Raw genomic sequence first — 12,134 nt, forward strand, 5'->3', positions numbered from 1 at the left:
TTGCCTCTGGGGTGTGGGAGGTTGGTGGATTCGACGTTCTGGCCGCAGAGCCCCGCAAGCGTGGGAAGTCGACGGGGCCGACTTTCCGCGCGGGGCGCTGAAACGTATCTGCTCCGCCTGCGCGCTTGCGTGGGAAGTCGACGGGGCCGACTTCTTGCGGGGTTGCTGGGATCGGAGGTCATGTCGTGGCGGCGTGGAGGGTGGTGGTGGAGAGGGTGGCGCGGTAGTCGGGGTGGGCGAGGAGGGTGGTGTGGGGGGCGAGGGCGCGGAGGCGGCCGGCGTCGAGCCAGGCGACGAGGTCGGCGCGGGCGGCGACGGTGGCGCGGTGGGCGATCACCAGGCGGGTGCGGCTGTGGGTGGCGCGGTCGAGGGCCTCGGTGACCCGGTACTCGGTGGCGAGGTCCAGGCCGGAGGTGGCGTCGTCGAGGACGACGACCCGGGCGGGCCGGGCCAGCAGTCGGGCGAGGCCGAGGCGTTGCAGTTCGCCGCCGGAGGGGTGGAGCTCGTCGAGCGGGGTGTCCCAGCCGCGGGGCAGTCCGGCGAGGAAGCCGTCCGCGTGGGCGGCCGCCGTCTCGGCCGGGCCGGCGCCCGCCAGCGCCTCGCGGACGGTGCGGCCGACCAGGGCGGGCCGGGCGAAGGCGTAGCCGACCGCCTGCCGCAGTCCGTCGGGGGACAGGTCGGTCACCGGGACGCCGTCGATCAGCACGGTGCCCTCGTCGGGGTCGCGCAGCCGCCCCGGCAGGGCGGCGAGCAGGGACTTCCCGGAGCCGGAGCGGCCGACCAGGGCGACCGTCCGGCCGCCGGGGACGGTGAGGTCGAGCGGGCCGAGCAGGACCCGGTCGCCGTCGCGCACCAGCACGCCGCGCAGGACGACCTCCCCGGGCCCGCCCGCCGGCAGCGCCGCCGTGCCCGTCGGGGCCGGGGCGAGGGCCAGGAGCTCGTCCACCCGGTCCTGTCCGGCGCGGGCGTGCGCGACCCCGACCAGCGACTCGACCTGCTCGAACAGTCCCGCGCCGAGCGCCGCCCACCCCGCCGCCGCGGCGAGCGCACCGGGGGCGAGGGAGCCGTCCGCGAGCAGCGCCCCGGCGGTGCCGAGCACCGCGACCTCGACCAGGGCGATCAGCAGGGTCGCCTGCCAGGCGGTGCGCCGCTGGGCGGCCCAGAGCGCGTGCCCGGCCGCGGAGAGTTCCGGGAGCGGCGCCAACACCCGTGCGGCCTCGCGCTGTTCGGCGTGCGCCGCGCGGATGGCGGCCAGCCCGGTGAGGGCGCCGCTGAGCCGGTCGGCGAGTTCGGCCTGCACCTCCTGGTAGCGGGCGAACACCGGTCCGGCCTGCCGCAGGAAGAGCCGGATCAGCAGTACGCCGGGGACCACGCCCGCGAAGAAGGCCAGAGCCAGCCAGGGGGACAGCACCGCGAGTCCGAGGATCGCGCCGATCGAGGTGAGCAGCGCGGTGGCGGCGCCGAGGACGGCCGGGAGCCGGCCGCCCGCGTCGCCGGCCGAGCCGAGCAGCCGGGCGGCGAGGTCGCCGGGCGGTGGTCCGCCGTGCAGTCGGCCGCCCGGCCCGAGGGCGAGCAGGTGGCGGACCAGGCGTCCGCGCAAGGCGGCGGTGGCCCCGGCCGAGCAGGCCGGTCCGGCCACCGCGACGGTGGCGTCGGCGGCGGCCGCCGTGCCCAGGACGGCGGCGAGCAGCAGGTAGGCGCCGGACGGACCGGGGCCGGCGGAGCGGTGGCCGAGGGCGGCGTCGACGGCGCCGGCGAGTGCGGCGGGCAGGGCGAGGGTGGTGGCGGCCCCGATCGGCAGGGCGAGGCCGAGCGCGAGGGGCCAGCCGCTCGGGCGGCGGGGCATGTCGGTCCTCCCGTAGGCGGGTTCGGCAGACGACGGGCAGACGACGGCCGGCGGACGGGTGCCGTCCCCGCCTGTCCGGACAGGCGGGGACGGCACACCGGGGACCGGCGTCCGATCAGCTGTTGGTGAAGATCAGACAGGTCAGGATGAGACAGGTGTACTGGCAGCCGCTGCCGTGGCCGGTCAGCTCGACGGACTCGGTCTCCGGCAGGTCCTGCAGCGCCGCGAGGTCGGTCTCGAAGTCGACCATGTTCTCCATGATGTGGGTCCTCCCCTTGAGGGTGCGCCCGCCGCGATCTGCCTGCGGGCGTCGGGTGTTGTGCCCCGGGCGCGGCCTCCATCCGCCGCGCCGGGGTGGTGCCCCGGGCCTCGACGGGCCCGGGAGTCCATGGGGGTGGGGCCGGATCAGCCCGGCCGGCCGGTCCGCAGGAACGCGGCCAGCAGCTCGTGCAGCACGGCGGCGCCCTCCTCGGCCAGCACCTCGTGCCCGGACCCGGCCGCCTCCACGTACCGGAAGTCCGCGCCCTCGACCCGTCCGATGCGCAGCAACTCGTGCCGCAGCGAGCGGGATTGGCTGACCGGGACGACCTCGTCCCGGTTGCCGTGCACCACCAGCAGCGGCGCGCTCAGCCGGTGCGCCAGCTGGAGCACGTCGCGCGGCCCGCGGGCGTCCGTGACCGGATCGCCGCCGCCCAGGCGGGTGGTCAACGCCCTGACGGGGGGCGCCGCTTCGGCCAGCAGGCGGGCGCCGGACAGGAACGGTGCGACCACCGCGCAGCGGGCGACCTGCTCGGCCGGCGCGTGCGCGGCCGCCAGCAGCGCCAGGAACGCGCCGTAGCTCACCCCGAACAGTGCGGGTGGTTCCAGGCCGAGGGCGGCCCGTTGGCCGGCGATGCCGTCCAGCAGGTACAGCACGTCGTCCAGGTCGGGGCCGCCCCAGGCGCCCCGGATGGCCAGGGCGTGCGGCACCCCGTAGCCGGTGGAGCCGCGCTGGTTGGGTGCGACCACCGCCAGGCCCTCGGCGGCCATCCGCTGGAGCGCCGGGTCGAACTCCAGCCGCCAGGCGTCGGCCGGCCCGCCGTGCAGGGCCAGCACCAGGTGCGGGCTGCTCAGCCAGGCGTCCCCGCCGTACACCACCGCCTCCAACGGGCCGGCCGGGCCGGCGAGTTCGAGGCTCTGTGCGGGCTGCCAGCGGCCGCCGTCGCCGGCCGGGGTGCTGCCGTCCAGGCGCCAGCCGGGCGGCGGGGTGCGGGGAGTGCGCGGGCCGCCGGGCTGCCAGGGCAGTACGGTGTCCCGCCACGGCCCGGGCAACCCCGAGCCCAGCGGCGCGAGTTGGAGCGGCAGTGGCATCGGGGCGGTGCCGGCCGGGGCCGGGCCGTGCGCGAGCAGGGCGTCCACGTCCAGGGTGGCCAGTGCCGCCGGGTGGTCGGGTGAGGAGTACGGAATCCGCAGCCCCGCCCCGCCCCAGTGCCCGACCGCGCCGAGCCGCCCGGGCGGGACCGGCAGCGGGTCCAGCCGCCCGGCCGCGGGCCGCCACAGGGCGAGCGCCGAGCCGGCGCCGTGGTCGATCTGCACCGCGACCCGCGGGCCGTCCGCCGCCTGCCGCAGTGCGACCGGCCGCAGGAACATGCCCGCGACGTGCAGGCATTCCGGGAACCGCAGCGGCTCCCCGCCGCCCAGCACGCCCCAGCCGAGCCGGTCGGTGCCGGGCGCGTCGCTGCGCACCATCGCGAACCGGCTGTCCGGGTCGAAGAGCACCAGCCGGTCGTTGCTGTGCTCGCCGATCTCCAGCAGCGGGGTGGTGGTGCCGCTGCGCAGGTCCAGCACCACGCTGCGGACCAGTCCGCCGCCCACCCGGTCCAGGGCGAGCAGTGTGCCGCTGCGGTCCAGCCAGGTACCGCCGCCGTGCAGGCCGGGGATCTCGGCGACCGGTACGGGCTCGCCGCCGTCCGCGCGGACCAGCCATGCGGTGGTCGCAGGCCGGGTGTCCGCGCCGAGGGCGATCGCCACCGGGGCGTGCGGGCCCGCGCCGGGCGGGACGGGGAGCGGCAGCAGGCGCAGTCCGGGCATCCGCAGCGTGGCCAACTCCTGCTCCACGGTGCCGTTTCCACCGGTCGAGAGGCGGACCAGGTCGTGCCGCTCGCCGTCGTGCCGGCAGACCAGCACCGAGCCGTCGGGCAGCGCGACCAGCTGGGAGCGCAGGTGTTCCGAGCGGTTTCCGGGCAGCGGCAGTGCGACCGGCGCGGCGGGCGAGCCGTCCGGGGGCAGCCGCCAACTCTCCACGTACCAGCCGCTGTCGGCGGCCGCGGCCAGGCAGGCCGCGTGGCTGCCGTCGGCGGAGAAGGAGAAGCTCAGCCGGCGCAGGGCCCGGGTGGTGGTGCGGGTGGCCGTGTTCACGTCCGGTCCACCCCGCAGCCGGGGTGCGGGAGTTCGGGGCCGGCGGGAGCGGCGGGGGAGACCGGGCCGACGGGGGCGACGGGCGGGAGCCAGAGCCGGGGGCCGCCGTGCCGGAGCCTGAGCAGGAAGGCCAGCGGCCCCGCGGTGCCGGTGCCGTAGGCGGCGGCGCAGCCCGTGCCGGTCTCGTCGGGGAGGACCAGCAGGCCGTCCCGCAGGGCCGCGCGGGTGGTGATCAGTCGACCCAACTCCTCTGCGCCGATGCGGAATTCCTGATCCTCCGTGGCCTCGGCGAGGTCCAGCAGGTACTCGCCGTCCCCGGCCAGGCCGTGGCAGGCGCTGACCCCGCTGTGCCAGCGGCCGGCCAGCACGGCCCGGCCGGCGGCGCGGGCGAGGGCGAGCGCGGCGGTGTCACCGGTGGCCCGCCACAGCCGGAGCAGGAAGCTGCCCGCGCCGGAGGAGCCGCTGCACCAGTGCGGGAGCCGGATGTGCGCGGGGTCGGCCGCACTCTGCGGCCACCAGGCGGTGCTGCCGTCGGGCACGGTGCTGTGGTCGGAAGCGGCGGAGCCGTCGGGGCGGGAAGGGTTGGAACCGGGATCGCCCCACCGTACGGTCGCTCCGAGGGTCCGCCCGGCGTCGAGCGCGGCCGCGGTGCAGGCCTGCCGGAGGGCGCGGTCGGCGGTCGCCCCGGCGGCGGCGAGCAGGAACGCGCCGACGCCCGCCACGCCGTGCGCGAAGCCGAGGTGGGTGGCCCCGGCGAGCGCCGAGTCGAAGTCCGCCGGTACCGGCCAGACCGTCCCGTACGGCTCGGGTCGTGCGGCGGCGAGCAGGGCGCGGGCACAGCGGTCGGCCCGCTCACCGAACCCAGCACCGGCGACCTCGCCACCGGTGAAGTCATCCTGGGCGAAGCGGAGTTGGGTGAAGCCCGCGCCCGCCGTGCCGTGGCAGACGTCGGGGTTGGGCCATTCGACGGGGATGCGGCGGGCGAGTGTGGCGGCCCGACCGGCCGCCTCGGCGTCGCCCAGTGCCCGGGCAGCGTCCAGCAGCGCCCAGGCCGTCCCCGACCGCCCGAAGTGCAGCCCGGGCAGCAGCACCGGTTCGGCGGCGATCCGCCGCTCGATCCACGTCGCGGCGGTCCGGGCGGTCCGGGCCGCCTCCGCCCGCACCCCGGCCGGCAGGCCGTCCGCCGCCACGGCCCGCGCCAGTACGGCGAGCACGCCCGCGGCGCCGTGCTGCACGTTGCACGGGTCCGTCCGCTCCCCGGCGGGCACCACGGGCCACAGCCGGTCGGACCGCTCGGGCGTCGCCACGGCGGCGAGGTGCCGCAGGCCGTCGTCCAGCAGGCGGTCGAGGGCCGGCCCGTCGGCGCGCCCGCGGGGGCGGCCCCCGACCTCGGCCCCCGCCTCACCCTCGCCGCCCAGACGACCCCCGCCACCCCGACCACCCAGCGCCGCCCGGACCCGCGCCACCCCCCACCGCAGCTCCGGCGCCTCCGCCCGCAGCCCCAGCACCGCCGGTGCCAGCCGCCGCGCCGTCGCGCCGGAGCGGGCCGCGAGGTCGAGCCAGCGGCCGAGCCGCTCGGCGACCGGGCGGGCCTGCGGCAGGTCCTCCGGCAGCAGCGGGTCGTGCCCGGTGGCGAGCAGGAAGAGCAGCCCGCCGAGGGCGTACAGGTCGGCGGCCGGGTCGGCGACGGCGGAGCCCGCGAGGGTGAGCCGGCCCTGTTCGGGGGCGCGGTAGCCGGGGGTGCCGGCCGTTCCGGCCCGCCGGCCGGCTTCGGCGGCGAGTTCGAGGTCGACGAGCCGCAGGCTGCCGTCCGGCCGGACCATCACATTGCCGGGGGAGAGGTCGCGCAGTACGAGTCCCTGCCGGTGCACCCGCTCGACCAGGTCGAGCAGCCCGTGCACCACCGGTTCGGCCTGCGCCCAGTCGACGTCCGGGCTGCCGTCGCGCCGCAGCCGGGCGGCGACCCAGGCGCCCAGCGGCTGTCCGGCGATTCGTTCCTGCACCAGGAAGACGGAGTCGTCCTGCTCGATCAGTTCGACGGCGCGCGGCACCAGCCCCTGCCCGTCCAGCCGGGCGAGCAGGGCGGCCTCGTGCCGCAGCGCGTCCCGGGCGTCCGTCCCGGCGCGGTCGACCTCGATGTGGGCGCGGGCCTGCTTGACCACGACCTCGGCCCCGCTCGCCGCCTCCCGCCCGAGGAACACGCCGCCCTTGGCGCCGTGCCGGACGGCGGCGGTCACCGCGTAGCGCCCGGCCAGCAGCACCCCGCCACCGCCACCGCCACCGGCGGCGCGGCGGGCGCCGGGCGCGGCGAACGGGTCCCGCACCCACCCCGGCGCCCGGTACGAGCCGCCGCGCACGTCCTCGGCCCGTTCCCCGCCGGGCCCGCGCAGCACCGAGCGGTACTCCCCGTCGTTGCCGAGTTCGGCCCGCGCCGCGAACGCGCCGTAGCGGTAGTGCACCCGGCTGCCCGGGCGGTACGGGCGGTCGGACAGGACGACCGGGCCGGGCAGTCCGGCCGTGGCCCGGTCCAGCTCGGCCGCCAATCGCTGGAACTGCGCGTCGTCCGCCGGGTAGACGGTGATGAACTTGCCCGCCGAACCACGGTCGCTGTTGCGGGAGTTGAGCTCGCGCAGGCGTTCCTCCGAAGCGGCGAACTTGAAACCGCACGGGTCCGCGGCGAGCACCCGGACCGCTGCCGCGAGCACCTCCCCGCCGACCGCCGAGGCCGCGCTGACGTGCAGCTTCCACCCCTGCTCCGGCAGGGGAACGGGCGAGGACGCGGACGGCCGGGCCGTGCACCAGAAGCCCCCGACGGCGACCTCCCAGTCGCCGTCGCCTCCCCGGCCCCCGGCGTCGGCCAGGGCCGCCCGCGTCGTCTCCGGCCACGCACCGGCCGCATCCGGCCCGTGGCCCGCCGATCCCCGGCCCCCGGCCGTACGCAGCGATGTGCCCGCCCTCATCCGTCGCCACATCCCTTCGTCGCGGCCGCCGCGCCACGGGTGCCACTGCTCGGCACCCGGGCGTACGGCCCGGCCTGATCGGTGTCCTCGGTTGCGAACCCCTCCGGGGCGTACGCCCGGCGGGCCCCGGTCCGGCTTCCGTCCGGCGGGCCTCGGCCCGCGCCGGCGGAGCGCGCCCTCCCGGCCCCGGTCGGGGCTACTGCCGGGGCAACTCCCGTTCGCAGGACTGAAGTTAGTTTCGAGAAAACCGCAGGCTCAACGCAGAGCCGGTCACTTCACTCGTAAGGGTGATCAGGGGGCGGTTTCGAATTCGTACGAGAACACTGCTGTGAGTAACGGGCGCCCGGCGTGCTGGCGCGTACGGCGCGCGCGGGCTCCGAACGGGCGCCCCGGACCGGGCTCCGGGCGCCCCGGCCGCAGGTTGACGCGCATCCGTACGGCACCAGCACCCCCGTCCGCGGTCCCGCCCGGCACCGTCCCCCGATCGGCCGAGGCCCGACCGCCCCCGCGCGCACGGTAGTCTCGACAGGTGCCGAAACTGTCCGACGTCATCACCGCGCTCGAAGAGGTCTACCCCCCGCAGTGGGCGGAGTCCTGGGACGCCGTCGGCCTGGTCTGCGGAGACCCCGGGGCCGAGGTCGGTCGCGTGCTGTTCGCCGTCGACCCCGTCCAGGCGGTCGTCGACGAGGCCGTGGAGTGGGGCGCCGACCTCGTGGTCACCCACCACCCCCTCTACCTGCGCGGCACCACCAGCGTCGCCGCGACCACCTTCAAGGGCCGGGTGGTGCACACGCTGATCACCCACGGCATCGCGCTGCACGTCGCCCACACCAACGCCGACCACGCCGACCCCGGCGTCTCGGACGCGCTGGCCGAGGCGGTCGGCCTCCGGGTCACCGGCCCGCTGGTGCCGGACCCGACCGACCCGCTGGGCCGCCGCGGCACCGGCCGGATCGGCCTGCTGGAGCCCCCGCTGACGCTGTCGGCCTTCGCCGCGCAGGTCGCCGCGGGCCTGCCCGCGACCGCGGCCGGCGTGCGCGTCTCCGGCGACCCGGACCGCCTGATCGGCCGGGTGGCGGTGTGCGGCGGCTCGGGCGACAGCTTCTTCGCCGATGTACGGGCGGCCGGCGTGGACGCCTACGTGACCGCCGACCTGCGACACCACCCGGCCTCCGAGGCCACCGAGGCCGCGCCGGTCGCGCTGGTCGACGCCGCCCACTGGGCCACCGAGTGGCCCTGGCTCGGCCTGGCCGAGCGCGCCCTGCGGGCCGCCGCCGACCAGCACGGCTGGGCCGTGGAGACCAAGGTCTCCCACCGGGTCACCGACCCGTGGACCGCGCACGCCCCCATGTCCTTCACCGCCTGACCCGATTCACAGGAGCTTTCCCCTTGAACGCCGCGCCCGCCGACCAGATCCGCCTGCTCGACCTCCAGGCCATCGACTCGAAGCTCGACCAGCTGGCCCACCGGCGCCGGGGTCTGCCCGAGCACGCCGAGATCGAGAAGGCCACCGCCGACCACACCGCGCTCAAGGACCTCGTCGTCGCCGCCGAGGCCCAGAAGGGCGACACCGCCCGCGAGCTGACCAAGGCCGAGCAGGACGTCGAGCAGGTCCGGGCCCGTGCGGCCCGCAACCAGCAGCGCCTGGACTCCGGCGCGATCACCTCGCCGAAGGACCTGGAGAACCTCCAGCACGAGATCGGCTCGCTGGCCAAGCGCCAGGGCGACCTCGAGGAGGTCGTGCTGGAGATCATGGAGCGCCAGGAGAGCGCCAAGACCCGGGTCGAGGAGCTGAGCGCCCGCCTGGAGCACTCCACCATCGTCCTCACCGAGGCCGAGGGCCGCCGGGACGCCGCCTTCGCCGAGATCGACGGCGAGGCCGACAAGGTCAAGCGCGACCGCGAGACCGTCGCCGCCGTCATCCCGGCCGACCTGCTGAAGGTGTACGCGAAGCTGCGCGAGACCCAGGGCGGCGTCGGCGCGGCCCGGCTCTACCAGCGCCGTTGCGAGGGCTGCCGCACCGAGTTCTCGATCACCGAGCTGAACGCCATCAAGGCCGAGCCGGCCGACAAGGTGGTCCGCTGCGAGAACTGCTCGCGGATCCTGGTCCGCACCGCCGACTCGGGCGTCTGATCAGGTGCCGGCGCGCTTCATCGTCGAGGCGGACGGCGGGTCCCGGGGCAACCCGGGGCCGGCCGGCTACGGCGCGGTGGTCCGGGACGGCGACACCGGGCAGCTCCTCGCGGAAGCCGCCGAGTTCATCGGCCACGCCACCAACAACGTGGCCGAGTACAAGGGCCTGATCGCCGGTCTCAAGGCAGCCCGCGCGCTCGACCCGGACGCCTCGGTGGACGTCCGGATGGACTCCAAGCTGGTCGTCGAGCAGATGTCCGGGCGCTGGAAGATCAAGCACCCGGACATGCAGCCGCTCGCCGCCGAGGCGCGCGAGGTCCTCCCGCGCGGCCGGGTCACCTACACCTGGATCCCGCGCGCGCAGAACAAGGACGCCGACAAGCTGGCCAACGAGGCGATGGACGCGGGCCGGGACGGGCGCCAGTGGGAGCCCCGCAAGCCAGCCGGAGCCGGTACGACCACCGGAACGGGTGGTCAGGCCGTCGCGGCCGAGGAGCTGCCGAAGCCCCCCGCCCCCAAGGCCGGCTGGGCCGCCCCCGCCGACCTCGGCACCCCGACCACCTTCGTCCTGCTGCGCCACGGCGAGACCCCGCTCACCCCGGAGAAGCGCTTCTCCGGCAGCGGCGGCAGCGACCCGGAGCTGTCCGACCGGGGCCGCTGGCAGGCCGAGCGGGCCGCCGAGGCGCTCGCCGCGCGCGGCAGCGTCCAGGCCGTGGTCGCCTCCCCGATGCGGCGCACCCGGCAGACCGCCGAGATCGTCGCCGCCCGGCTCGGCCTGGAGGTCCGCTACGAGGACGGGCTGCGCGAGGTCGACTTCGGCGCCTGGGAGGGCCTCACCTTCGCCGAGGTGCACGAGCGCCACCCGGAGGACCTCGCGGCCTGGCTCGGCTCCGCGAAGGCCAAGCCGACCGGCAGCACCGAGAGCTTCACCACCCTCACCCACCGGGCCGGCGTCGCCCGGGACAAGATCCTCGCCCGGTACGCCGGGAAGACGGTGCTGGTGGTCTCGCACGTCAGCCCGATCAAGACGCTGGTCCGGCTCGCCCTGGGCGCCCCGCCGGACTCGATGTACCGGATGGAGCTGTCCGCCGCCTCGATCTGCGCCGTCCAGTACTACGCGGACGGCAACGCCTCGCTGCGGCTGCTCAACGACACCTCACACCTGCGCTGAGGACCTGCGCCGGGTACCTGCACTGACCCTCCCCACCGGGAGGTCAGTGCACCTCGGTGACCACCACGTCCAGTTGCCACGGCTTGCGCGCCGTGCCCTCCGCCGCCAGTTCGACCCGGTGGCCCAGCTCCCGCAGCGCGTCCATCAGCTCGCCGGGCGTCTTCGGCTCGGCCCCGGCGACCAGCAGGTCCCGCACCAGCCGGCCCTTGGTCGCCTTGTTGAAGTGGCTGACCACCGTGCGCCGGCCGTCCCGCTCCTGGAGCACCCGGACCGTCGCGGTCCGGGAGGCCACCTCACCGGCCGGCTTCCAGGCCGCCGCGTAGGCGGAACTGCGCAGGTCCAGCACCAGCCCGTCCGCCACCTCGGGGAGCACGGCGGCCGTCGCGCTCCGCCAGTACGCGCCGAGCGCCCCCAGCCCCGGGAGCTTCACGCCCATCGAGCAGCGGTAGGACGGGATGCGGTCGGACACCCGCACCGCACCCCACAGACCGGAGAACACCAGCAGCGAGCGCTCGGCGCGCCCGCACGCGGCGGCGTCCAGGGTGGCCAGCCCGAGGTTGTCGAACAGCACGCCGGTGTACACCTCACCGGCCGGCCGGGCCCCCGCCTCCGGCAGGCCCGCGTTCTTGGCGATCTCGCCGCGCAGCCCGGGCGTGAGCCCCAGCACCTCGGCGGCCGTGTCCTGGTCCCCCCGGCAGAGGCTGACCAGCGCGTCCAGCACCGCGCCGCGCGCCGCCGTCAGCCCCGGCAGCGACAGCCGGTCGAGCGCGACCGGCTCGCCGTCCCCGGACGCGGCCTTGCCCTCCGAGGGCGGCAACAGCACCAGCACAGCGGACTCCTCAACAATCTGTGGCGGACGGACCCCGCCACCCTACTGCGGCCGCTCCGGCCCCCAACGCCACGCACAGGGGCGAGTAGTACCGGACGTTCAGCCGCCGGAACCGCTCCGAACGCTCGCTCAGCCGCCCGAACACCACCGGCCCGGCCAGCCCGCGCGCCAACAGCACCCCGGCCACCGCCCGCACCCCGGCCCGCCGCAGCCCCCGCGGCCCGACCCGCGGCAGCACCCCGGCCTCCGCCGCCACCAGGTAGGAGGCCGTCCCCAGCAGCCCGGCCACGGTCAGACAGGCCCGCGCGGGCGGCACCCCCTCGCCCGCCCCCACCACGGTCTCCGCGAACTCCTCCGGAGTCCGCAACGGCCACGGCGTCACCGCCCACACCACGTGCAGCCCCGCCGTCACCGCCAGCCCCGCCGACACCCCGGCCCCCACCGCCCTGATCGCACCCATCACCCGCACCCCTCCATGAGACGCCCCCGCACCCCCACCGTACGAGCCCTCACACCACCCCCCACCCGCACCCCGTCTCCCCCCTCACCACCCCCTGCGGGCGCGCGGGCCCCGCCCCGCGCGCCCAAAGCCCCACACCCACCCACCCCCCCAAACCCGCACCCACCCCCCCCAAACCCGCACCCACCCACCCCCAGCAACCCACCCACCCCTAGCAACCCACCCCCACCTCCCCCACCCACCCCCCCACCCGACCAGGCGAGAGGGACGCGCTGCGGGAGGGGGCGGTGGAGGGGGTGGGTGCGGAGAGGGGCGTGACGGGTGATTTTCAGACTGCC

General features: G+C 76.9%; 9 protein-coding genes. 3 read left to right on the forward strand and 6 right to left on the reverse strand.

Going from position 1 to position 12,134, the window contains the following annotated elements; translation table 11 throughout:
* Window positions 1-178: 178 nt before the first annotated feature.
* From AB0O91_RS17685 to lanL, 4 genes are all read right to left on the reverse strand, one after another.
* Window positions 179-1,846 (reverse strand): ABC transporter ATP-binding protein, encoded by a 1,668-nt coding sequence (locus AB0O91_RS17685; RefSeq protein ID WP_363433540.1) that lies wholly within the window; start codon window positions 1,844-1,846, stop codon window positions 179-181.
* Between the two features lie 115 nt (window positions 1,847-1,961).
* The gene (locus AB0O91_RS17690) at window positions 1,962-2,105 is read right to left on the reverse strand and encodes a VenA family class IV lanthipeptide (protein ID WP_157882160.1); all 144 of its coding nucleotides are present in this window, start codon (window positions 2,103-2,105) and stop codon (window positions 1,962-1,964) included.
* Window positions 2,106-2,251: 146 nt separating this feature from the next.
* Window positions 2,252-4,243, reverse strand: coding sequence for an alpha/beta fold hydrolase (locus tag AB0O91_RS17695; protein ID WP_363433543.1), 1,992 nt, complete (start codon window positions 4,241-4,243; stop codon window positions 2,252-2,254).
* Window positions 4,240-7,203, reverse strand: coding sequence for a class IV lanthionine synthetase LanL (gene lanL, locus AB0O91_RS17700; protein WP_363433546.1), 2,964 nt, complete (start codon window positions 7,201-7,203; stop codon window positions 4,240-4,242). Before lanL ends, AB0O91_RS17695 begins: the two co-directional genes overlap by 4 nt.
* 529 nt (window positions 7,204-7,732) lie before the next feature.
* Between lanL and AB0O91_RS17705 the strand changes: the two genes are divergently transcribed.
* From AB0O91_RS17705 to AB0O91_RS17715, 3 genes are read left to right on the forward strand one after another with little or no spacing between them, the layout of a single operon-like run.
* Window positions 7,733-8,569: a Nif3-like dinuclear metal center hexameric protein gene (locus tag AB0O91_RS17705; RefSeq protein ID WP_363433548.1), complete on the forward strand. Its 837-nt coding sequence runs from the start codon at window positions 7,733-7,735 to the stop codon at window positions 8,567-8,569.
* Between the two features lie 23 nt (window positions 8,570-8,592).
* Window positions 8,593-9,336 carry a C4-type zinc ribbon domain-containing protein gene (locus tag AB0O91_RS17710; RefSeq protein ID WP_363433551.1) on the forward strand — a complete coding sequence of 248 codons (744 nt, stop codon included), beginning with the start codon at window positions 8,593-8,595 and terminating at the stop codon, window positions 9,334-9,336.
* Window positions 9,337-9,340: 4 nt separating this feature from the next.
* A complete protein-coding gene (locus tag AB0O91_RS17715; protein WP_363433554.1) occupies window positions 9,341-10,507 on the forward strand; it encodes a bifunctional RNase H/acid phosphatase in 1,167 nt (388 codons plus the stop codon).
* Window positions 10,508-10,550: 43 nt separating this feature from the next.
* On the opposite strand, the gene yaaA is transcribed toward AB0O91_RS17715, so the two are convergent.
* Window positions 10,551-11,336: a peroxide stress protein YaaA gene (gene yaaA / locus AB0O91_RS17720; protein WP_363433557.1), complete on the reverse strand. Its 786-nt coding sequence runs from the start codon at window positions 11,334-11,336 to the stop codon at window positions 10,551-10,553.
* A 10-nt stretch (window positions 11,337-11,346) separates the two neighbouring features.
* Window positions 11,347-11,796, reverse strand: coding sequence for a DUF3995 domain-containing protein (locus tag AB0O91_RS17725; protein ID WP_363433560.1), 450 nt, complete (start codon window positions 11,794-11,796; stop codon window positions 11,347-11,349).
* Window positions 11,797-12,134 lie beyond the last annotated feature (338 nt).

The sequence above is a fragment of the Kitasatospora sp. NPDC089797 genome (assembly GCF_040684795.1).
GTDB lineage: Bacteria > Actinomycetota > Actinomycetes > Streptomycetales > Streptomycetaceae > Kitasatospora.

Bases quoted from the DNA above. Each gene is read 5' to 3' on its own strand.
- lanL (WP_363433546.1), bottom strand. From the start codon at position 7,203: ATGAGGGCGGGCACATCGCTGCGTACGGCCGGGGGCCGGGGATCGGCG.
- AB0O91_RS17690 (WP_157882160.1), bottom strand. From the start codon at position 2,105: ATGGAGAACATGGTCGACTTCGAGACCGACCTCGCGGCGCTGCAGGAC.
- AB0O91_RS17685 (WP_363433540.1), bottom strand. From the start codon at position 1,846: ATGCCCCGCCGCCCGAGCGGCTGGCCCCTCGCGCTCGGCCTCGCCCTG.
- AB0O91_RS17725 (WP_363433560.1), bottom strand. From the start codon at position 11,796: ATGGGTGCGATCAGGGCGGTGGGGGCCGGGGTGTCGGCGGGGCTGGCG.